Here is a 23,566-nt window from a genome sequence, read left to right as displayed (position 1 = left end):
TAAAAGACGTCGTAATTATGAGTAAAATGTCAGACAAACCCGAAATTTCAAACGCTGAATTTGAAGTGCTGGACGTACTGTGGGACGACCATCCTGCCACGTCGAACGAGGTTATTGCGCGACTTAATGACAAAAAAGACTGGCACGAAAAAACCGTAAAAACCTTGTTAGGCCGCTTGGTAAAAAAAGAAGTGTTAGGGTTTGAAAAGCAGCAGCGCCAGTATCTTTATTATCCACTGATTGCTAAAGAAGACTATACAAAGAAAGAAACCACGAGTTTTGTTAGTCGACTGTTTAAAGGCAAGATCGCCCCTATGGTTGCTGGTTTTGCAAATCAAAACTCGTTATCTAAACAAGATGTGGACGAGCTCAAAGCCCTTATCAAGAAATGGGAAGAAAACAATGATTGATTGGATTATTGCTCAGCAGGGTATTTTGTCGCTAGCGCTTGTTTTACTCATGGTGTGCGAACACTTTTTCACTAATAAAATTGGGGCTTCGCTTACCTATAAGCTATGGGCGCTGATACCAGCTTGCCTCATAGTCAACAACCTTCCAATGTCGCTGGTTAACATTCCATCAAATAGCTTTGCTCGCTATGTGGTTGGCGTTAAGCCCACATTAAACACCGTTGAGTTTGAAACCTGGTTTACTGTATGGGCGATTGGCGTAAGCGCAATTACAGCCTATGTCTTAGCGCATCATCTTAAAATATGGGCATCGATAGGAAAGCGCCACGCTATCCACACCAATGCCTACTATTCCAGTAAAGCTACCACACCTATGCTATTTGGTTTTATCTTCCCAAAGGTGCTTATTCCCTTCTCATTTAAAAGTTCATTTTCGATTCAACAACAAGCACTGGTATTAGAGCACGAGAACGTGCATCGCAAACATTACGATCACCTGTGGAACGCGTTAGCGCTGGTTATCGCTATTGTATTTTGGTTCAACCCACTGGTTTGGCTTGCGCTAAAATCCTTCAGAATTAATCAAGAATTGGCTTGTGATCACGCAGTACTGAAAGACAAGACAGACAACGAAAAACTTACCTATGCAAAAGCACTCGTGCAGTGTGCCGAGCATGGTTCAGACGCCCTGCACTTTACACGCGGGCTTTACCCAACCTTTGGAGAAAAAAGGACTATGATCAAACGTTTAAACGCGATAAAGCAACCTATGCGTAACAATAAGGTACTAGCTGCAGGCGTACTTTCAATTGCCGCCATGCTCACCATCAACACGGCTTTAGCCAATGCGCCAGTAGCAGAGACAAAATCTGAAGCTAAGATTAACCAGGCATCGCCGGTTAAACGCGTTCCACCAAGCTATCCAGAAAAAGCAGCGCAGCAAAATGTAGAAGGTTTCGTTGTACTCTCTTTCGATATTACTGAAACGGGCGCTACAGATAATGTAAAAGTAGTAAAATCAGTGCCTGCTGGCGTGTTTGATAAAAGCGCAAAAGTTGCCCTGAAACAATGGGAATACAAGCCTCGTATTCAAGGTGGCAAAGGCATGAGACAAACCGGCCTTCTGGTGCAGCTAGACTATCAACTTGGTGCCTCTCTTGATACGGCAAGTGTTGAAAAGAATGCTTCCCCTGATGTAGAGCGTATAATCGTTCCACCCAAACAGAGCAAGTAAGCCCCAAAATTATCAGAATACTAAAAGGAGCGTATCGCTCCTTTTAGTGTTTTGTCTAATTGACTTAGTTCCAGCCTACTGCACACTACCACTCGATCACCCAATTCTCTTATAAAATGTAAAGTGCCTTTACAATTTCTATAGAGAATTTACGACCTCACTACGTTAGAATGTGAGTATTCACACACCTGAAAACTTCTAATTTATGGAAGGTTTAAATAGTCGATAGCGCAATTGCTACGGTTATTTTCAATCATGTTACTCCAGATGGGCTTTCGCTGCTGGTGTACAAAAAGGAAATCTATAATGAATCGTATCGTTTTAGCACCTACAGTGCTTGCCCTTACTTTTTTTACTACTTGTGCTAATGCCAATATTGATCAGCTTAAAGGTCTGTTAGGCGGTAAGAAAGCGGAATCGACAGTTACTTCCAGTAGCCTAACTGAAATGGCAACCAGCGCAGCATCTAATATCGACTTGGCTAGCTTAGTGAGTTCAGTTGCAGGTAACCTTAACGTGTCTGAAAACCAATCGGAAGGTGGCATAGCGTCAATTATGAACTATGTACAAGGCAACCTTTCAGGCGCTGATTACGCCCAGTTGGCAAACAGCATTCCAGGTATTGATGCCCTGCTTGAAGATGTTCCCTCTCTTAGTGGTAACTCAGCAGCAAGCTCGAGCTCTTCACTATCAGGCTTACTCAATAAGGCCTCTGAGTACAGCTCTACACTTAAATCGGTAAACGACTTAAAGCAACAATTTGAAGCGCTAGGCCTTTCAACCGATATGATTGCCAGCTTTGTCACTCAAATCAGCTCGTATTTAAATGTAAATGCAGATGAAGAAACACAGGCGTTGTTTAAATCTGGCCTAGATAATTTGCTAACCGCTCTGTAACCTGTCTAAGGCGTATTAATTCTCTTCTACAATCCAAATTAATACGCTTTAACTTTTTTGCAGGGGCTTTTAGCTTAGTGAAATAGCAACTCCTGTTTATCTTTTTACATTTAAATACACAGCCTAATCGCCTATGCAAAATGCAATGTCTCGGTTTTCTACGAAGCCCAAATGGTTTCGACTATCCACTTATCTTGTTCTCATCTACCTTACTTACGCGCTTCTTATCGGCGTAGTTACGCCTGCGGTATTAAAGGCAAAGTTACCCAACATAGTGAAAGAAAACACTGGAAGAGATGCTGCTGTTGAAGATATTGCAATCAACCCTTTCTTGCTAAAAATAGAAGTGACTAATTTTGTTATCTATCCAAATATACGCTCCTCAAATGAAAGCGAAGATAACGCCGTAATCCAGAACCAAGAAAATCATTTCTTTAGCGTAGGCAATGTTTCACTGGACGTTGGATTCTGGCAATCACTTTTCACCTTCACTCCTGCCGTTGAATCGCTAACCATAGACGAACCTTTTGTTTCCATTGCACGTTTAAGCGAAAGTGAAGACACACAAATCTTCAACTTCTCTGACATTCTTACCCACGTAGAGAAACGCAGTACAAAAGCACCTGAAGAGCCTAATGACACTAGCAAAGGGCAAATTCCCCGAATTACGTTACGTGATTTTGCACTTAACGAAGGGCGAGTGGTTATTGAAGACAAGGTGACCAACACCCTACTTGATTACCCCGAATTGAGCGTTGACTTGCAAGATTTGGATACTCACGCTTTGATCAGTTCAAGCAGTGTTGGCAACAAAAACGCTAACCCTAAAAGCGATAAAAGTGAGAGTGCTCAGTCAAAAGGTAAGTTAGCGTTCAACCAATATCAATTTAACTTGCTCACCGCAGAGAAAGGTAACATCGCCATTGATGGCGAGTTTCAATTATCTCCACTAAAAGTTACGACAGACATCACGATAAACGATGTAGCGCTTACGCCGCTTTGGTCACTTTCGAAAGATTTGATAGAAGCAGATTTAGTAGACGGCAAGGTTAACTTAAGCTTACATGCTGAAGTTTTTGAACAAGATACAGCCTTCCAGTTTATTCTAGAGCGTGGCGAATTCGGTGTTAACAACCTTGTGTTTAACGCTGATTCTTCGCCAGCCACAACAGGCACCTCCAAGAGTTCGCAAGAGATCATTGCCATACCCGCGTTTGCCATACACGATATAAACGTAAACGCATTAGAACAGCAAGTTAGCATTGCTGAAGTTGCTTTTGACAACGTTCGAGTGTCGGGTCTATTTGACAAGTCAGGGCTTGATTTACAGCGTCTGTTTACCCCAAAAAGCCCAGCGGCAGATGCTACATCAGCTAACGCTAACCCCAGCGCAGCGCAAGAAGGAAATAGCGCAGCGCATACAAGTAATAGCACAGCGCAAAAGGGAAATAGTGAAACAGAAGATGAGGATGTTTCCAACGTAGCAACTGACAACACAGAAGAACTAGCACATGACACTTCGTGGTATGTTGAGCTTCACCAATTTGCATTTAATGACGGTAGCATTGACCTTTTAGAGCGTAGCGTAAGTGACGGTACTTACTACCGCATCAGCAACCTCAATATTAAAAGTGGAAAAGTCACTACTGACTTCTCTAAACCTATTCCCTACACCACCAGTTTACATATCTCTGCCGACCCACAGACGTTTAGCGACACATCCAAAGGTGCACTAAGCAGTAGCGGCAGCGTAGTTATTGCAGAACAAACTGTGCAGGGTAAAGCAGCGATTGAGCAACTGGTGCTAAGTCAGTTCCAGCAGTACGTTTCCCCCCACGCAAACGTGACCCTTGAAGAAGGGCTATTTAATTTAAACGTTGAGTTTGATGGGGCATTTATGAACGCCGCTGATAAAGAAAATATCGACTCACTAAACGTTAAGGCGAGTACTAGCATTAATAATTTAAGCGTACTGGATGACGCTAGCTCTCCCCTACTACAGTGGCAGTCCTTAAATGTAGACAACATCGAATTTGACCACGCATCGAACCAGCTAAGCGTAGACAACATTCACCTACAAGCGCCATTTGCACGACTTATTATTGATGAAGCTAAACAGACCAATGTGAGTAAGCTGATTGTCGCTTCATCAGACAAGTCCGCTAACAGTGAAAGTGCCAGCGAAAATGGCAGCGCAACCACGTCGAAAGCATCAAACGCAAACGTGCATGCAAGCACTACAGCTGAGCCTTCACAAGCCAACGAATTGGCCATTGCCGTTAACACCATATCAATAGAAAACGGCAAAGCGTACTTTGCTGACCATTCATTAACGCCAAAATTTGCGTCTGCTATAGAAAGTTTAAATGGCAAAGTATTGGGAATTGACTCTCGCTCAACTTCCCCTGCCAATGTTGATATCACCGGAAAGATAGACAACTATGCTCCGGTCAAACTAGCAGGCACTATTCACCCATTAAAAGATGATATAGACCTTGATTTAGATTTTTCAGTCAAAGGCGCTGAACTCACTTCAGTTAACCCTTACTCAGGCACCTACATGGGCTATTACATTGACAAAGGCTTGCTGTCATTGGCTGTGCAATACAAACTAAACGGTAAGGCACTGGAAGGTAAAAATCATGTTGTTATTGACCAATTAACGTTGGGCAAGAAGTCGAACTCTGATCAGGCATTAAGCCTACCGCTTGGCCTTGCTATTGCGTTATTAGAAGACAGAAACGGCGTTATCGATTTGGGTTTGGATGTGTCTGGCGATATCGATAGTCCGGACTTCAGTTTCGGCTCCATTATCCTCAATGCTATTGGCAATATTATTACAAAAGCTGTTACTGCACCCTTTTCTCTACTTGCGAACCTGGTTGGCAGTGACGACGAACTCGACAACGTTGAGTTCGGGTTTGGAGAGCATTCGCTAAATGCGGACGCTCAAGAAAAACTGAATACCCTTGCCAAAGCACTTAAAAAACGTCCAGGACTTAGGGTTAATATCGAAGGTACTGTCAACGCCATGTCTGATGCAAGTGCCCTAGCGCAACGTCAGTTGAACACTACACTTTTAACAAGAAGCGGCTATGCTGATTCATCTGCAACTTCCGGCAACGTTAGTACTAACGAAAAATCTCTTGCTGGCGGTGAAAATGAAAGTTCCAACACCCTTGGCAGAGTACAGCGCGATTCAATAAGTGGCAGTAGTATCCCACTGGAAGGCCCGTTAGCCGATGCGCTTTTATCCTACTATGTTGAGGTGTTTACACCTGACCTTAATCAAGAATATGACAACATGGTGGCGCAGCTTTACCCTGAACTCGCAAATTCAGACAATGAACAGAGCCAAAAGAGTGCTGATAACAATAAGGAAGTCATTAACGAAGAAAGTGTAAACCGAGCATTAAGCATTGCCCGATACAACAAACTACGTAACAACATTGATATCCCTGAAAGTGACTTAATCCTTCTGGCTGACGCGCGCAGTAAAGCGGTGAAAGGTTATTTGGCAAATGAAGCTGAGGTAGAAGCGAATCGCTTATTCTTGCTTAATACTCAGCACGACTTACATACCGAATTTAGCGGTGTGGAATTAACGTTAGAAGCGAAGTAATGAACGGGTTGGCTTGAAAATAAAACCCTATAATTTAGGGTTCCATAAGGTCACTAAACAAAAAAGGGTAGCTTATTCAGTTAAGCTACCCTTTTTTGTAAACAGTGACTTCTGATACTACTTGATACTTAAAACCCAGCTAGCAAATGGTACCGTAGTGCGTGCCTCGCCTACTTCTTCAAATGGGGCGCGCAAGTTGCGGATACGTTAGACGCGTTGAAAATTTCGATCCAATAGCCGTCTGGGTCTTTGATAAATGCGATCCCTTTCATAGAACCATCATTAAGCCCTTTCTGAAAAGGAACGTCTAGTGATGCAAATCGTGCACATGCAGCTTCAGCATCAGGCACATGAAAACCAATATGCCCAAAACCTTTTGGCTCTGTATTTCCGTTATGATAATCAACCGTATCTGGTGTATCGCCCCAATTGTGGGTTAGCTCCAACATGGCCGGGCGACCAAAAGTTTGCTGAGTACGTTCGTCTACATCGTCAGAAATATCAGAGAAATCATCACCTGCCGCCAAAAAATAAAGGCTGAACTTCATTTCTTCAAAATCTAGACGCTTAATTAGCGTCATTCCCATAACTCGCGTATAGAAATCTAGCGAACGCTTGGGGTCGGCAATGCGCAGCATAGTTTGGTTGAACACAAAACCTTGTGTCGCGGCATCTTTCTCTTCATACAGGCCTTCGGCCTTATCGAAATGTCGGCTCATAATAGTCGTCCTTAGCGATATAGATAATTAAGGCAAGGCAATCTTGCTTTGCCTAAAAACGAGTGCATAGAAGTGAGGGGTAATTTTCTTTTCACAACAGCACTTAGTCTATCCTCTTACGCGCTTTACCTCAGATGCGTTTTATTCAACGCCTATTTTTACAACGCTTTTATTTTTTAGGGAGCTTTCCCCAAACCGAACCTGCATCACTTTTTTTCACTGGCGACACTTTAGTATTGGTGTTTTTGCCAGCCGCTTCTTTTTGTTTGCTAGCGCCTTTATTAAATGAGCTTGGCTTAGTACCAGAAGTGCTTGGGCTATCTGATTTTTTAGGCGAAGTTTGTCGGGTGGACTCCGGTCGATATTTTTTCACCATACCTTGCAACAAATTGCGAACCACTTGATCGCCAGCAGGTTTAAAGTTGCGATGGTCTGGCTTTCTAAAAAACGCCGACAGCTCACCTTTACTCATTCTAAAGTCTGCTAATTTAAGCACCGCTATCATATCGTCATCTTTATAACTCATCGCAATACGGATTTTGCGCAGTACTTCATTATTACTTAATCGCTCTTTTGGCCCCAGCTCTTGAGGCATTTGCCCTTCTTGACGACCACGATTTTTAATAATCAATCCATCTAGAAACAGCGCAATAATCTTATCGCGACACGGCAGATAGCCCTCTTCGCCTTCCCGCTTCATCACAGCATGTAAATAATCAATTTCCATGTCGTAGTTCACTAATTTAAAAATACTTATGGCGGCGGTATCGTTGATAGCTAATGCATAACGAAGGCGACGTAAAACATCGTTGTGGATCATGAAAATGGGCCTGAAAAGTGGAGTAGCCAATAATTGGTATGGATTAAAGTGTAGCGCAACGTGCGCTTTCACATATTTTACACTACTTGGCCATTCGCATCTATCGCGGGCTGTCAGGAGCGTTATTTCCACCAACACATAGTGAAACCAAATTAACGTACTTGGCGTAACGACATTGTACATCTGGTTTCGCTCATTTCATCGGCGTACCGAAATTGAGCTCATTGGTAGAAGGATACTTCCATGGCAACATTAAATCTCAACGGGAAAGACGTCAGTATTCCCGATGATCCACGAACGACTTTGTTAGATTTTCTCCACCAGCATTTATCACTTTTTGGCACCAAAAAAGGTTGTGACCACGGTCAATGTGGTGCTTGTACCGTTATCGCTGACGGCAAGCGTATTAATGCATGCTTAGTGTTTGCATTCCAGTTAGAAGGCGCTGAAGTCACAACTATTGAAGGTATCGGTGAAGGTGAAAGTCTTCATCCGCTGCAAAAAGCTTTTATCGAGCGCGACGCGTTTCAGTGTGGCTATTGCACATCTGGTCAAATATGTTCAGGCGTATCCCTACTTAGGGAAATGAAAAATGAAGACCCTAGCGCAGTTACTTATAGTCAAACTCGTCACAGTAAAGCTTCGTTGAAAGAAGAAATCAGCGAACGCATGAGCGGTAACCTATGCCGCTGCGGTGCCTACCCTAACATTGTGGATGCTATAACCGATGTTATTGCTTTGGAGAGACAATAATGCAGCCATTCACTCTTCATCATTATAACGGCGAAAAGCCGTTGAGTAGCCTGCCCCTGGACACAAGATCACGTTTTTTGGCCGGAGGTACAAACCTAATAGATTTAATGAAACTACAGGTAGAAACGCCTAAAACATTAGTAAGTCTTGCGAAATGGGATAAAGCTAACACTATCAGCGAAGATGACAATTACTATTATATTGGCGCCATGGTGACTAATTCTGACTTAGCGAAGTTCGCTCACACGCAGCCCAATGTGTCTTTACTTGCGCAAGCTTTATTAAGCGGTGCAACAGTTCAACTTAGAAATAGGGCAACCACTGCAGGCAATTTGCTACAACGCACCCGCTGTTATTATTTTTACGACACCACAAAAGCCTGTAATAAACGAGAGCCAGGCACTGGCTGTAGCGCATATAACAGCATGAATAGAATTCATGCCATATTTGGCACTAGCGAGAGCTGTATCGCCACACACCCTTCCGACATGGCCGTAGCCATGATTGCGCTTAACGCACAGGTACATACGCAGCAACCTGATGGCAACACGCGTCAAATCGCGCTACGAGATTTCTACCGTGAACCTGGCGACACGCCGCACATAGAAACCCAATTAGACGAAGATGAACTCATTACCCATGTCAGCATAAAGAAAAAAGCAAACGGTACTCAGTACTATCACAAAGTACGCGACCGTTCTTCCTATGCGTTTGCACTCGTTTCTGTTGCGGCTGGTTTGAAAATTGAAGATGGTCGTTTTAAAGACCTTTCTCTCGCCTTTGGTGGTGTGGGCACCAAGCCTTGGTATCCGCAAAAAGCAATCAGTTTTCTTGAAGGCGCGGAACCAACCCAAGAAGTCATACTGCAAGCCGCGGAAGCTGAGTTATCCGAAGCAAAAACGTTTGGCAGTAATGACTTTAAACCAGAACTATTGCGCAGGACGTTAACAAAAGTGCTTTTAGAGTTAGCAGAACATCAGGTAAAGCACCCAGGACATGAAGGAGCTTTATATGACAACGCATAATGCCAAAACTGTAGGGACGCCAGTTAATCGAGTTGATGGTTCAGCAAAGGTGTCAGGTCAAGCAAGGTACGCTGCGGAGCATATGAGCGATCGCACTCCTTTGATAGGCTGGGTTGTATCAAGTGATACTGCCGTAGGTAAAATCACATCCCTTAATACAGAGCAAGCGGAACAGGCCGAAGGCGTACATGCAGTTATCACGTATAAAAATGCAGGTACTCTTAAGCCATTTAGCAAGCCTGCAGATGAAAGCAGGTTTACTCAAAGTCGCGCCGTACTTAACGAACCTCATATTCGTCATTTCGGTGCGCCGGTCGCTCTAGTTATTGCTGAGACGTTGGAGCAAGCACGCTATGCCGCAAGTCTAGTAAGCTTCACCATAGACGGTGAAATACCAGATTTGCTGACAGAATTCGATGATGCAACACAAAAACCAGCGTCGCTAGATGGTGGGTTTGAGGCAGATGCATCTAGCGGTGATAAACCGCAGCAAAGTGATATCCAAGCAAGCATTAACGAAACTTATACTACACCCAGCCAAATCTCTGCTGCTATGGAGCCTCACGCCACGGTTGCCGACTTTAAAGATGGAAAGCTTGAGGTCTATTGTAGCGTTCAGATTATAGCGACGGCTGTTGAGGCGCTTGCGATTACGCTTGAAATGGATGAAGCAGACATCGTAGTGCAGAGCCCCTTTGTAGGTGGCGGGTTTGGCTCTAAGCTAGGTCTTCATTACGATGCAACGCTCGCTTGTATAGGGGCCAGGTATTTAGAGCGGGCTGTCAAAGTGGTGTTAAGCAGGCGTCAGGTCTTTTATAACACCCCTCATCGAGGGCACAGCATACAGAAAATCAGCCTTGCTTCTGGTGATGATCATGCACTGTTAAGCGAACAACACAAAAGCGCTATGCCAAAAGCCAAGGGCTATGAGTTTGCCGAAGCAACAGGGGCTGGCGCACGGGTTACCTATAAATCTCAGTTCATTGAAAGTACGCATAGGGTCAAAGACGTAGACCTGCCGCTTATCGACTCTACCCGTTCTCCCGGAGATGCCATTGGTTCCCTTGCTTTTGAATCGGCCATTGATGAACTTGCCCACGAAGCCGGTATCGACCCGCTTACGTTTCGCATAAAAAACCTGCCGGTAGTTCATCCTATGAAAGGCACGCGGTTTACCACCCACAACTTAGGTGAGTGCCTTCGTCAAGGCGCGCAAAACTTCAAGTGGCAGCATAAAACACAGCCCACACCGGGTAAACAAATCGGCCATGGCGTAGCGAGTGCTATGCGTATGAATGTGCTGGTGGAAAGTTCAGCTGAAGTGGAATTGAGTGCTACCGGTGAGGTAACGGTTCGCACTGATATGACAGATATTGGTACAGGCACCTACACTATTCTCACACAAATTGCCGCCGATACTTTAAATGCGTCGGTAGACAATGTCACAGTAAAACTCGGTGATAGCCGCTACCCTGCTTCATGTGGTTCAGGTGGCTCATTTGGCGCAGCAAGCTCTGGTTCGGCGGTAAAAAAGGCTTGTGAAGCGCTTATTGCGAATATTAAAAGCTCACTTCCCCCAGCCCTTAGCCAAGCTGAAGTACAAATTTTAGATGGGCAAATAAAGTTAGTTTCGATTGCACAAGGTGATGATGAAGAAGTAAGTCGTCCGGTATTACTCGCCAACTTTATGTCCGACAGCGACTTCCCCATATCAGCAACCGGTAGCGTATCCGAAGATGACACCAGCGATGATGAGCAGTATTCATGTGGCGCTCATTTCGCGGAAGTAGAGGTAGATGAATACACGGGTGAAGTTAGGCTACTTCGCCAATACGGTATGTTCAGCGCGGGGCAAATCTTGAATATGAAAACAGCTGCATCTCAAATAAAAGGGGGAATGGTATGGGGCGCTGGCTACGCACTTACTGAAGGGATCCATCACCATAGAGACACGGCAAGCTTTGTAAATCCAGATTTTGGTGAATATCATGTGGCAGTCAATCGGGACATTGCCGAAGTTAGCCTGGATTTCTTACAAGAGGCAGATTATGCCGCATCGCCAGTGGGTGCAAAAGGTATTGGTGAACTAGGCATTACTGGAGCAGGCGCCGCCATCGCTAACGCAATTTATGATGCATGCAAAGTGAGAGTACGAGACTTCCCCATTACCATGGATAAAATAATCGCAGGTAAAAACTAAGCAAAAAAAGCGGTCTAACAAGGCCGCTTCACATTTTACTATTTCAAATGGCTATCAAAAAAGTCTACCGTTCGACGCCACGCTAATTCAGCATCTTTGGGACTATAACGACTTGTTGAATCGTTGTGAAAGCCATGCTGTGCTTTAGCGTAAGTAAAGGCCTCGTACTCAGCAGCATTTTTTTCTAATACTACTTTGTATTCCTCCCATGTCGCATTCACTCGCTTATCGTTTTCAGCAAAGTGAATCAATAAAGGGCCTTTTACTTGATCGACTAAGGGCTGTTTCGCTGGGGTCCCGTAGAAAGGAACAGCAGCGTCCACCTTGTCAGGTATGCTGGCTGCTAGAAAATTAACAATATACCCACCAAAGCAAAAACCTACTACACCAAGCTTGCCTGTGGTTTTTTCGTGCTCTTTTAACCACAGTGCTGCCGCTACCATATCTTGTTCTATCTTGTCCTTATCAAGGCTCTTTTGCATAGCACGACCATCGTCATCATTTCCCGGGTAGCCACCTAACGGAAACAGCGCGTCAGGTGCAAACGCTACATAGCCTTGCATAGCGAGCCTTCTGGCTACGTCTTTTATATAAGGGTTAAGCCCGCGATTTTCGTGTACCACTAAAACGCAAGGCGCAACGGCAGATTCCGGCAGACTAGTGGGCTGCACTAAATAACCGCCGCCTTCACCATGGCCTTTGGGCGAGGAAAAAACTTCGTAAGTCGCTTTAATTGCAGGGTCGTTAAACGAAACCTGTTCTGCTTTGGCATAGTCAGGGATCAGTGCGCCACCAATAGCGCTCACAGTCAAACCTGCAACTGAAAGCGAAGCAAGCCTGGTTAAAAACGTTCGACGGTCTATGTCCCCGTGGGCGTATTCATCGTACCAATCAAACGCCTCTTGAGGGATACTAAGTGATGCCTCTCGCGATAATTTTTGCGGTTTTGGGGTGTTATTTTGCTTCATCTGTTTTAACCCTAATGTGGTAGCACAAACCCCGTGCTCCGAAAATCGTCGGTAACATCTACTCTACGTGTGATAACTAAGAAAGCAAAGCGCAATTCATTTTCAAAGCAATAACTCTCTACGTCACATAGACTCAGTACCTTGTAACCACCAAGACGCAGCAACTTGAAGTGGCGAGGGGTCGTTGGTATCAGAGACCCAAACAACGAGGGCGTGTTTTTTGGCTTTTATATGAGTATTACTGGGCAAAGGCAGACTAGCCACATATTGCTGAGTATGAGCATTGTCGCCGTTGCTACTCAATAACGCGTTTTCATAATCGACTACTATAAAGTCGTGAGTGAGTTTACGCCCAGCGTTTTCTCCCCGCTTGACCGAGGTTTCTATGCCAAAGCCAAGTAACGCAGCGTGAACAACTAGCGTGTTCGATGTACTTCTGTTGATATTGTTGAAGGACACATCAACGATGTTGTTTTGAACCGAAGCATGAAGCGCACCAGACAGAGGGGCGACTCGGTTAGGTAACGACTGCCCCCGAAACCATCCATTCCAAGCACGACCGTTTAAAGCAAAACCAGGCGTGGCAATGGTGTTTGCTTTGCCTACACGCTTGTAGTCTCGCTGCCGTTTACTAAAAGTACTGTCAGCAAATGGATCCTTCCAGCCTAGATAATCCCAGTAGTCCACGTGAAAGTTAATGGGAACCAGTTCTGTCCATAATCTATCGCTCTCTACTAACCCTGAAATCCATTTTTCCGCAGGCGGACAGCTGCTGCAACCTTGGGATGTATAAAGTTCCAAAACGATTGTTTGGTTGGGCGAACTGGTAAGTATAAAGGGCACGTCTGTTGATTCATTGGTTGCTATATTTGTTGCTACGTCTGTCGCTACATCTGTTGCTAGCAGCTGCGTAGATGACAGCGTAGTTAATAGCGCTGATTCTGACGCTAGTGCATGGGCTGAACCTGACGTTTTGCTCTCATTAGAATGCAGAGTGAGGGCAGCTTTAACTATGGGGTTCTTTGTGGCTTGACTTGAAGCATTATCAACGTCGCTATTTGTAGATGTTGAAACCTTCGGTTTTTCCGGTTGCGCATTAATACGCCAGTCATAATCAATGAACCGCAGCTTATAATTCTTAGGAATAGGTTCGACTAGATACGGGTTAATGTATTGAGGTAAGTCCTTTGCTTTTCCTGAAGCGACAAAGTCTTCAGTATAAAAATCGAGGATTTCCGAAACGTACACGCGCTTGCGTTTGTCATCAAAGTAAAAGTGTTTCTTACTCCCAAAGAACTCACGGGTAGCTTGCTCTAGGGTGTCGTCTAAGGTTTCTGCATAAAACGGCGTTTGCGGTAGCCTTGGGCAATCTTTTACCATGCAGTTAAGCGCAAAGTGGGCTCTGGGCTCGTTAAGCGGTCTAATTACATCGTTTTCAAAATCATATAAATTTGTGACTTTACCGCCAATCACCACATCGCGAAACTTGAAAAAAGCTGCTCGTGAAAAGAAACTGGTAAAGCCATCGGGAATACCTTTTTCAATGACACCGTACATGGCTAACGCATTATAGCTATTGATGTAATAAGCCATTACGGATTGTGGTGAGTCAAACAATTCAGGGGTCATTTCAGGGCTAGCAAAACTAATAAAATTAATGACGTTTTCAAGGGGCGCTATATCTTTAGATAACCCTTTGAAATCGGTTCGCCCCTGCTCATCTACATAGTGTTGGAGTACATATTCCCAGTCTTGCGATGCTTTTCGATAGGCTAGCTTAAGCTCTTTTATCGCTGCAGTTTCAACACTGTAGTCAATTATCTGCTTATCAGACGCCTGGCTACTGTTGGCAGCTGGTAAAATATACAACAGCAGCATGGACAAGATAATGGCTAACACACTTCCAAATTGAGGAAATCGGCGAGGCTTCATGATCTTCTCCTTACACGCTTTTGGCTGGATGGTGACGCTTGCCATTTGTACTAAGCGCATTTGCTGACAGCGAACTAGGTGTTGCTGTATCTGGGATTTCGCGAATGGGTATTACATTACTTTGTTTGTAGCGTTCTCCAAGTGGCTGGTACTGCTTTTTCTGCCCATGGCGGTCGGTATATGTCAGAGGTTTCAATATATGTTCATCGCGCTCGGCGTTGTGCTTGCACATAGAGATGGGACCATCTGCGGTCATAACCATGAATGAACACGCATCAATTCTGTCTTGCTGAAGGGCGTTGGCATCCATAAAGTTCTGAACAAAAAACGACAATTTGTGCACACGTCCTTTGCTTTTGAAAAGGCTGCTACGCATTTCAAACAGTTTCAATGAGGTCGCTTTAGCCAGTGTCCAAATCCACTTTGGCCTAGCAAGCAGTGCTTTACTGTAATCCCATAAAATCTTTGCCATGCCGTGCTGTCGAGTTGTTTGTATGTGCTTAAAATCCTCTATGAACTGCGCAAATAAGTATGCGTCATCAACGACGGAATAAACCTGTTTATTAGCCACTAACGTTGGCATGTAGCTATGACAGTCGTTATGCCCAATACGTACTTTTTCCCACGGCAGCGCTTTGCTAATTGTTTTTTCTATAGCGGCTTTCACCGTTACGGGGTCAATTACATCAGCTCTTGCTCCCCACTCCCCTCGGCCTGTTTCTGCCTGTAGCTGAAACGAGGCGAAACTTACAGCGTCTGCATGCTGCACAAAAAAATCTACCAGCATGGGAAGCGCTTTGAAATTGTCGGTGTGCACGGTGGTGTTAAAAATAATCATAAGCCCCAAGCCTTTGGCCTGTTCTATGTATTCTTCGCGGATAGCATTTAGCGATGCTTCATCAGGGAAACCTTTACGTTCCTGTGTGGTATCAACGTGAAAAGCGACATCGTTTAAGCCGACTTTAGCTAACGCTGCAAGCAGGTCACGGGAAGCCGCAATACCGTTGGTGAAAAGTGCGGTGTGTAAGCCGAGCTTATTGGCATATTCGACAATTTCAATTAGCTCGCTGCGCTTTCTTAACGTAGGGTCACCACCGGTTATTTGTACACTGGTACCGGGACCATAGTGACGAAGGACATTGTCTAATCGCTTAAACACTTCTTGAATGGGAATGTCGCGAACCGCTTGCGAATGCTCAGATAAATAGCATAAGGTGCAATCAAGATTACACTTTTGCGTGATTTCAACAGCAACACAACCTATGGTGTGCGTGCGGCCCAGCAGCTGATTTGGGGTGAAATGTTCACCCATGCGTTTTTGGGTATGAAGAAGTTGTTGATTTCTAGTGATACCAGGGGAGCACGCCATGTCAATGCGCCTTTTTCGAACTACACAGTATCAACAAAGACCTATTACATATAAAAATACTTTCACGGCGTGCCGTTTTTTTGCACTAGTTTTATTGTCATGCAATGCACTCTCTTCTTCTGATACAACTGAAAACCAATCGCTATTCACAACGACGTCGACTTCGTTCGAAGAAGTAAAAAGCCGTGTTTTTTCAGATCCCTATTCGGCGCTACCGCAATATGAAGTGTCGCGGAAACACTTCGATGCTGACGGTAAAAATCTGCTGCTAAGTCACGCTAAAAGAACCCTTTCTTCCAACGCAAATTTTATAGAATTAGGTACCAAGCATAAGCTACTTCAAGCTAATGGTATTTGCTTCGCTGGCACATGGAAAATTAATCACAGCAGCCCTTATTCGGGGCTTTTTCAAGCACGCACAAGCGTGCCGATTATCGTAAGAGCGTCAGTCAGCTTGAGCGGTACAAAGCAGCGAGATAAGCGTGCTTTTGGTATGGCAATCAAGCTCTTCCCCAATACTCAAAGTACGGTTACTGAAAACATATTTTTAATGCACTCGCTGGGTGGCACTAAAACCCAGCACGTGGCCAACTTACCTATCACCAACGAGCCCGCTCTGGGCGAATTGCCGCCTTTCAGTCAATTACTCACCGCTTATCGCTTGGAAAGCGATCTTGAAGAAGCAGATCAAGCGTTTAGCGGAAAAAATGCGAATGCACGTTTCAGACCTGTTTCACATTTGGCAGAAGTATTGCTCCCCAACGACGAAATAGCGAATAACATGAGGCAAGGTCCTTACTGGCTAAAAGCGTCGTTAAAACCTGATACTCCGCTAGTGAATAACGATGACTTTAGGGATGAATTGTCGTTGCAGCATTACCCAAATAAGACGCTATCTTGGGTTTTATCTGCTGCCAATTTTAACGATGCAGGGATAGATAAAGCCCAATGGCAAGAGATAGGTGAAATGACATTGACTGAATCTGTGGCCTCCCTTACCTGCGACACGAAACTTCACTTTAATCACCCTGCAATCAAATGACGCTAAGCAATTCCGTTTAAACGGGTAAACCTCGCGTTAGAGTGTTTTTACTGCCTATTGAGATTACCGTATAGTGAGCAATGTTTTCATTGTTTTAGTATTAGTGTTGTTTCATGTCCGGTTCCTTTCGCAAGAACAGTCGCAAATACAGCCGCAGTATTCACTTGTGGCTGTCGCTGGTTATTTTTATTCCTGTGATCATTGTTATTGCGAGCGGTTTATTATTGCAGGTTAAAAAAGAATTCGACTGGATCCAACCACCAACACAAAAAGTGCAGAATACCCAAACCAACGGGCCTACGATTTCCTTCGACGAAGTGCTACACGCTGTAAAACAAGTGCCTGAGGTTAGTTTAAACAGCTGGGACGATATAGACCGGTTAGACGTGCGCCCCACAAAAGGCATCATTAAAGTGCGAGGGAAGAACCATTGGGAGGTTCAACTGAATGCACAAAATGGTGATGTACTTCAGGTTGCGTACCGACGCACAGACACCATTGAAGCTATTCATGACGGTAGTTGGTTCTTTGAGGGCGCCAAGCTATGGCTGTTTCTGCCCGCTGCCCTATTGCTTTTTGTGCTGTGGGTAACTGGCCTTGTCATGCTGTACACCACCATGAAAAGTAAATATCAAAAGAACAAATTTCGTCGGCGCTTAAACAACTCATAACAGATAAGTTATCGCCAGTTGAACACTTTCGCCCTGCGCAAATGCCGCTTTGTCATCGGCACTGGTGTAATACTGTTGATTGGTTAAGTTGCGCCAGCTAGCTTGAAGCTGAACCCGCTCGTTTAACTGCCAATCAGCGCCCATGTCCAGCGTAAATACCTCATCAAGAGCTCGCTCTCCGTCAGCAATATCCGTCTTACTTGCACGATAGGCAAATACCGTAAAAAACCGCACAGCTTGCCATTGAACGCCTAAATCAAGCCTCTGACTGTTTGCAGGTATATCTGCGATGCTATTACCCAAATCGTCTTCACCGCTAATCCACATTCCGCTAAGTCGAGCGTCTATTGCGTCATTGTGCGATTGCCAACTAAGTTGATAGCTCACCCCCTCTATCGTTGCACTGTCTAAATTAGAATATTGAAGCACATCTTCAGCAACCATAATGCGTTCAATATAGTTATCAATTTTCTGATTAAACACCTCTATCGAGCCTTGCAGTTGCTCACTGCTGTAAGCAACACTGGCTTGCATATTTAACGCTTGCTCTGTTTCAAGTTTGAGGCTGCCCAACACAGTACCGCGAGGCGTTTCGCCAGCGAAGAAACGTTCAGTTAAAGAAGGATTTCGAAACGCGCTAGACACATACATACCGGCCGCCCAATGCTGAGAAAGCTGATAATTTGCGCCTAAATACCCGCTTAGATTAGTGTTAGTCTGAGCAGTGCTAGGTTGGAATGTATTGGCATCTGAATCATCAGACTGGCGCTGCCAGTCAACCCGTGCGCCAAGGGCGAGCGACAAGCTTTGCCACTGTCGTGAGGCATCAGCAACCGCTGCGGTAGTAATCTCGCTTGCATCGAGAGTACGCACTTCATAGGCAAGCTCTGCTTCAAATGCGTTTGTTATGAAACGGGGCGATGTGGTGTCAGGTAACGCGCTTTCCGCTGGTGTTAATGTGAATTCTCTCTCATCTGCCACTACGCCGTCTCGACCAGTAACTTGCAGCTGCCAGTTCAAATCCCAGTCTTTCAGCTGCGTATCTGTGCTTATGTTAAACCCATAGTCAAACGCCTTGTTTTCGCTGTCGTTGATGCGGCTTTCTGGTCGCAACACCGAGGTGTCTAGGCTAGATTTATGCCACCAGACATTTCCAGTAAATAGATGACTTTCAAACGCTATTTTGCCAAGCCAGTGCGTGTTGTCCGGGTAGGTGGTTATTCTGCTTTCTGGGAAGTCACTGCTCGACTTACCAATGTCGTTATTATCAGAATAAAGCGTCCACGCCTCTTTTATGACGCTATCTACCGGCCTGTGTCTAACAAATAGCCCTGATTGTTCGAATTGATCAAACAGCGAGCCCCCATTCGCATCTTCTCCATTGTCGGCGCTTCTGTATGAAATGTTCCAGTCTGTCTCGCTCTCTTCAGTTAGGCTGTTGCTATTGTCTTCACGGCGTGTGCTGCCAGCATAGCTCAGCGCCTTCATTTGTTGATTACTGCTGTAGCCAACGCGTAGGTGAGGCTTTTGAATTTCCCCAAAATGCAAGTTCACCGCGCCACCTATCGCTCCCGAGCCTAGGTAAGTGGAAGCGGCGCCCGGTAACACAGATACTGTTGAAATAAAGTCAGGTGGAATAAAGCCTATGCTAGACCCTGCACGCCTGTCGCTCACAATCGGTACGCCGTCTAGCAGGGTTTGAATTCGCCACCGCGAATACCCTCGGATACTGATGCTTTGTATTTGCCCGCCCTGCCCATTTAACGACACAGAAGGAGATCGAAGTAAGACATCATTGGTATGTAACGGCGCTACTAGGCCACTTTTATCAAACTCATATTGCGGAAAAATGCGCGAAAGCGTCTCGTCGTAATAGGGTCGTGCAGCCGTTACTGTGTAGCGCTCTACCTCGTTGAGCGGTGCACCTTGGGCAACGCTAAAAGATGATGTAAGCAGTAAAGGTAGTGCAGCAACAGATACCGATAAACCAGACGAGGATTTAGAAGACACTGAAAAACTTGAATCTAGCAAAAAAGAAAACAATGATGATCTCACTACGCGATACATACCTGTGAAAATAAGTGTGCACCGAAAAAGTTGGCAAAGAAAATGAAAAACGCGGCAGTAAAACTACCGCCGCGTACTAAGCAAAATGATGCTTAATTACCGCTATTTAGCGATTACAGGAAGACCCGTAGTCCACGGTCCACCAGCATCAATCACCGCTTGTTGAAGTGATGGTACAGCACGCTGCTGCAATGTACCGATTCGCTTCACTACATCATCTAGACCATCGTTGGCGTAACCGAGCTGGTCTTTATGCTGCTGCGTTGGTCCGTAAGAAGACCCTAATGCAGAACGGGCATAGCCCAATCGACTCAACACATTTGCAGGCTTAATACCCATCTTATCGCGAGATGAAAGGCCAAACAGAACTTTGTTTACCCCGTTAATTTCATCTTGAATAGCAGCGTATTGCGCTTCAAGACTGTTCACATCACTTGGCGTGCGATCAATCGCGGTACGCAAAAGGTCCATGGTTTCTTTTAATTGCTTCAGTACAGTCGTCGATGATAATGCACGTTTTTGCGCATCGTTCACCGCATTACCATATGCTTCAATTTCAGCATGCGTAGCACCTTTCAGCGCGCCGTCATAGATAGATTCCAATACAAACGACGCTGGCTCAGAAAGCGCTGTTACCGCGGCACCTTCTCGCTTAAATAACGTTGCGGTATAGCTGCCTGGTAGCGCCATGAGTCCATTGTTCTTGCTGTCTTTGTCAGTAAGCGGAATAGTGAGTGAATATTTCATATCCCAGGTAATACGGTGTAAGCCTTTCTTTGTGTTACCTTCTACACGCTTCACTAAGTCACCATCACTGTCGCGTACTTCGACATACACTGCTGGGGCAGCTTCTTGGTTTTCAGCTTCAACCGCTTCCCAGCTTGGATACTTAGGGTACTTTTTGTCTTCTATAAGTTTCTTTTCTGCTTCTTGGCGCTTTTCTTTTGCCGTTAGCAAACTGTCTTTCAAATAGTAGGTGAAAGTTGCACCGTGCTCGGGATTCTCGGCAACAAAGCGATCGTCACCATCAGAGTCTGTGTGATTATCATCTAACTGGAACCACTTAACCGGTCGACTTGGCGCAAACAAAATGGCGTCTTTTTGCATCGACTTCTCGGTTAATGAACGCAGCGGCGCATAATCATCAAGTATGTAAATACCGCGACCAAACGTACCTGCGACTAAGTCATTCTCGCGACGTTGAATTTTCACATCGCGGGTTGAGATGGTCGGCATACCACCGTCTAACTCAACCCAGTCTTTACCGCCATCTACCGAGAAAAACACACCGAATTCAGTACCGATAAACAATAAGTCCTTATTTACGTGGTCTTGTACAATACGCCACACTAAGTGCTTTTCAGGTAAATCATCAGCTAATGAAGTCCAGCTTTTCCCTAAGTTAGTCGACTTGATTAAATAAGGTTTGTAGTCACCATATTTATGATTATCAAGGGCAACGTATACCGTATTGGGATCAAACAAGTCAGCGCGAATATCATTCACGTACGAATTGGCTGGAATCCCCTTAATGTCATCTAGCTCAATCTTTTTCCAAGATTTACCACCATTAGTGGTCACTTGGATAATACCGTCGTCGGTACCTGCCCACAGAATATTTTCATCTACCGGGCTCTCAGCAAAGTTGGCAATGGTATGAAACTCTGTCATGGCATACAGGTCCCAGCCGGCTTCTACTGACCACGTGCGCCCCATAAGTGGCGAATGCATGCGATTGCCGTTTTTAGTGAGATCGCCCGACACTGCCGTCCAGCTGTCACCGCGATCATCACTTCGCCAAACCCGCTGTGAGGCAAAGTAGATACGCGCAGGATCATGTGCAGATACATTAATCGGCGCATCCCAGTTAAACCGCTCTGCAGGGTCGCCTGGTAGTGGCTGAGGCTTAACATACACCCCTTCTCGGGTAGTCGTATCGACACGCACCAAATTTCCTTGCTGCCACTGCGAATACATAATGTCAGGGTTACCAGGTTCTACCGCTGGGCCGTGCCCATCACCGCCCAAGGTTAAGAACCAATCTTTGTTCTTTATCCCCTCTTCACGCATAGTGCGCGAAGGACCGCCTTGGGTGGAATTATCCTGTGCGCCAGCGTAGATCTTATAAAATGGTTTAGAGTCATCTGGCGCTACTTTATAGAACTGGGTTAATGGAAGGTTCGCCATAAAGCGCCAATTTGCCATTCTGTCGTGAGACATATAAATACCACCATCGGATCCCATCAATACGAAATCTGGATCGGTAGGATGAAACGCCATGGCGTGGTCGTCTACGTGCTTGCGTTTAGTGTTGATGGGCGTCCACGTTTTGCCGCCGTCATCCGACACTTTGCTGTAGTTACTGGCAATATAAACACGGTCAAATTGATGTTGGTCAGCGAATATTTCCTGATAGTAGTGAGGACCTGTGCCACCGCCTACTTCATCTGACATTTTAGTCCAGCTAGCACCTTGGTCGGCTGAACGGTAGAAGCCACCACCGCGATTATCGGTTTCAATGGTGGCATAAATCACATCTGGGTTCATGGGTGATATAGCCATACCAATTTTACCCATGTTGCCTTGTGGTAAACCTGTTTTAAGTTCAGTCCAGGTTTCGCCTCCGTCGCTGGAAGTATGGATACCTGCGCCTTCGTTCGTTCCCACATAGGCGCCAATTGAACGCTGACGCGCCCACGTTGCAGCATAAAGTTTGTCTGGGTTACGCGGGTCAATAAGTAGTGATGTTACCCCGGTCCATTCGTCAGCTGGCTTAAGCACTTGCTTCCACGTTTCACCGCCATCGGTCGTCTTATAAAGCCCACGCTCGCCGCCGCCACTCCACAATGGCCCTTGGGCAGATACCCATACAATATCTGGATTTGTAGGGTGAATAATAATGTCAGAAACGTGCTCTGACTTCTTCAGACCCATATTCTTCCAGGTTTGACCGCCATCTAACGATTTATATACACCGTCGCCAAAGCTAATGTGACGGCCACCATTATTTTCGCCCGTTCCCACCCAAATAATATTTGAGTTGCTTGGCGCAATGGTCACGTCACCAATGGAGTAAACTGGCTGGTCGTCGAAAATTGGCGTCCAGGTCGTGCCCGCGTTGGTAGTTTTCCACACGCCACCCGAACCCACCGCGGTGTACCATGTTGAGGGATTGTTCTGATCGACTGCGATATCAGCGATACGCCCAGACATGTACGCAGGCCCAATATTTCTCAGCTCCATGGCTTTGAATGTTGAACTGCTGAAGACTTCATTCTTGTCGTTTTTGTCTGCAAAGGCGGGGGTGCACGCAAGTGCAACTGATACAGCAACTGCCGCTTTAAGAAGCTTTTTCATTATTGTTATCCAGTGTGTTTGATAGGGCTCAAAACCCTTTTTTAATTTGTAGTACTATCACTCTATAGCATTACTAATAAATGCTTAAAGTTACAATGTAACATACGACCAACTGCCCATTACAAAAGTTGAAAATATTGTGCACCGACTTAACATTACTTAATATCTTGATGGTCATTAGCCAGTGCATTTTTTCAAAAAGTAGTTTAGCCCTACCGACTCAATCTGTACATTTATTCAACAAATCGTATATTATCCAATCTGGATCTTTGTTTTACTATTCAGGGCGTCAGCCTAAGAATACTGATACTGATTCACAGGATTCAAATAGACACGAAAAAGCTTAAAGGCTCGAAGGGAATACATAAAAATAATATGCGGATCAGGGTAAGAGCGTGATCATTTTTTAAGCAGTTATCACTTTTTCAAGATACGCAGTATCCATAGCCGCAATGCGCTGTTTACGTCGGATGCTGGCCT

The 23,566-nt window shown here is 45.1% G+C and carries 16 protein-coding genes; 9 read left to right on the top strand and 7 right to left on the bottom strand.

Annotated features, from left to right (window positions below; all coding sequences use genetic code 11):
- Positions 1-17: 17 nt before the first annotated feature.
- The 4 genes from MHN02_RS14835 (at position 18) to MHN02_RS14820 (ending at position 6,163) form a co-directional block, all read left to right on the top strand.
- Positions 18-410: a BlaI/MecI/CopY family transcriptional regulator gene (locus MHN02_RS14835; RefSeq protein ID WP_014950296.1), complete on the top strand. Its 393-nt coding sequence runs from the start codon at positions 18-20 to the stop codon at positions 408-410.
- Entirely contained in the window at positions 403-1,644 is a 1,242-nt protein-coding gene (locus MHN02_RS14830; RefSeq protein ID WP_239247062.1) for a M56 family metallopeptidase, read from the top strand. Before MHN02_RS14835 ends, MHN02_RS14830 begins: the two co-directional genes overlap by 8 nt.
- Positions 1,645-1,950: 306 nt before the next feature.
- The gene (locus MHN02_RS14825) at positions 1,951-2,541 is read left to right on the top strand and encodes a DUF2780 domain-containing protein (protein ID WP_061095627.1); all 591 of its coding nucleotides are present in this window, start codon (positions 1,951-1,953) and stop codon (positions 2,539-2,541) included.
- Positions 2,542-2,686: 145 nt separating this feature from the next.
- Positions 2,687-6,163: a DUF748 domain-containing protein gene (locus MHN02_RS14820; RefSeq protein ID WP_239247060.1), complete on the top strand. Its 3,477-nt coding sequence runs from the start codon at positions 2,687-2,689 to the stop codon at positions 6,161-6,163.
- 170 nt (positions 6,164-6,333) lie between these two features.
- Here the strand turns inward: MHN02_RS14820 and gloA are convergent, their stop codons facing one another.
- Entirely contained in the window at positions 6,334-6,882 is a 549-nt protein-coding gene (gloA, locus tag MHN02_RS14815) for a lactoylglutathione lyase (protein WP_239247057.1), read from the bottom strand.
- Positions 6,883-7,051: 169 nt separating this feature from the next.
- Positions 7,052-7,885, bottom strand: a complete 834-nt coding sequence (locus tag MHN02_RS14810; protein WP_239247054.1) for a DUF1456 family protein — start codon at positions 7,883-7,885, stop codon at positions 7,052-7,054.
- 60 nt (positions 7,886-7,945) lie between these two features.
- Between MHN02_RS14810 and MHN02_RS14805 the strand changes: the two genes are divergently transcribed.
- The 3 genes from MHN02_RS14805 to MHN02_RS14795 are packed head-to-tail and all read left to right on the top strand — an operon-like array spanning position 7,946 to position 11,680.
- On the top strand, positions 7,946-8,455 hold the full coding sequence (locus MHN02_RS14805; RefSeq protein ID WP_239241121.1) for a 2Fe-2S iron-sulfur cluster-binding protein: 510 nt from the start codon (positions 7,946-7,948) through the stop codon (positions 8,453-8,455).
- Positions 8,455-9,480: a xanthine dehydrogenase family protein subunit M gene (locus MHN02_RS14800; protein ID WP_272492370.1), complete on the top strand. Its 1,026-nt coding sequence runs from the start codon at positions 8,455-8,457 to the stop codon at positions 9,478-9,480. Before MHN02_RS14805 ends, MHN02_RS14800 begins: the two co-directional genes overlap by 1 nt.
- Positions 9,467-11,680 (top strand): xanthine dehydrogenase family protein molybdopterin-binding subunit, encoded by a 2,214-nt coding sequence (locus MHN02_RS14795; RefSeq protein WP_239247048.1) that lies wholly within the window; start codon positions 9,467-9,469, stop codon positions 11,678-11,680. The genes MHN02_RS14800 and MHN02_RS14795 overlap by 14 nt, the downstream gene beginning before the upstream one ends.
- A 38-nt stretch (positions 11,681-11,718) precedes the next feature.
- Here MHN02_RS14795 and MHN02_RS14790 read toward each other — a convergent pair whose 3' ends face one another.
- The 3 genes from MHN02_RS14790 to MHN02_RS14780 all read right to left on the bottom strand — a co-directional run bounded on the left by MHN02_RS14790 (position 11,719) and on the right by MHN02_RS14780 (position 15,949).
- Positions 11,719-12,648, bottom strand: a complete 930-nt coding sequence (locus MHN02_RS14790) for a dienelactone hydrolase family protein (protein ID WP_239247046.1) — start codon at positions 12,646-12,648, stop codon at positions 11,719-11,721.
- A 123-nt stretch (positions 12,649-12,771) separates the two neighbouring features.
- Positions 12,772-14,580 (bottom strand): DUF1223 domain-containing protein, encoded by a 1,809-nt coding sequence (locus MHN02_RS14785; protein WP_239247043.1) that lies wholly within the window; start codon positions 14,578-14,580, stop codon positions 12,772-12,774.
- Positions 14,581-14,590: 10 nt separating this feature from the next.
- Positions 14,591-15,949 carry a radical SAM protein gene (locus MHN02_RS14780; protein ID WP_239247041.1) on the bottom strand — a complete coding sequence of 453 codons (1,359 nt, stop codon included), beginning with the start codon at positions 15,947-15,949 and terminating at the stop codon, positions 14,591-14,593.
- On the opposite strand from MHN02_RS14780, the gene MHN02_RS14775 reads away from it, so the two are divergent.
- Both MHN02_RS14775 and MHN02_RS14770 read left to right on the top strand, forming a co-directional pair.
- A complete protein-coding gene (locus tag MHN02_RS14775) occupies positions 15,948-16,991 on the top strand; it encodes a hypothetical protein (protein ID WP_239247039.1) in 1,044 nt (347 codons plus the stop codon). The genes MHN02_RS14780 and MHN02_RS14775 overlap by 2 nt on opposite strands.
- A gap of 113 nt (positions 16,992-17,104) precedes the next feature.
- Positions 17,105-17,662, top strand: a complete 558-nt coding sequence (locus MHN02_RS14770; RefSeq protein WP_239247037.1) for a PepSY domain-containing protein — start codon at positions 17,105-17,107, stop codon at positions 17,660-17,662.
- On the opposite strand, the gene MHN02_RS14765 is transcribed toward MHN02_RS14770, so the two are convergent.
- Both MHN02_RS14765 and MHN02_RS14760 read right to left on the bottom strand, forming a co-directional pair.
- On the bottom strand, positions 17,657-19,705 hold the full coding sequence (locus MHN02_RS14765; RefSeq protein WP_336246512.1) for a TonB-dependent receptor: 2,049 nt from the start codon (positions 19,703-19,705) through the stop codon (positions 17,657-17,659). The genes MHN02_RS14770 and MHN02_RS14765 overlap by 6 nt on opposite strands.
- Positions 19,706-19,831: 126 nt before the next feature.
- Positions 19,832-23,086: a glycosyl hydrolase gene (locus MHN02_RS14760; RefSeq protein ID WP_239247033.1), complete on the bottom strand. Its 3,255-nt coding sequence runs from the start codon at positions 23,084-23,086 to the stop codon at positions 19,832-19,834.
- Positions 23,087-23,566 lie beyond the last annotated feature (480 nt).

It is taken from the genome of Alteromonas sp. CNT1-28, from assembly GCF_022348345.1.
GTDB classification, from domain to species: domain Bacteria; phylum Pseudomonadota; class Gammaproteobacteria; order Enterobacterales; family Alteromonadaceae; genus Alteromonas; species Alteromonas macleodii.
This window is presented reverse-complemented; position numbering and strand designations above follow the sequence as displayed.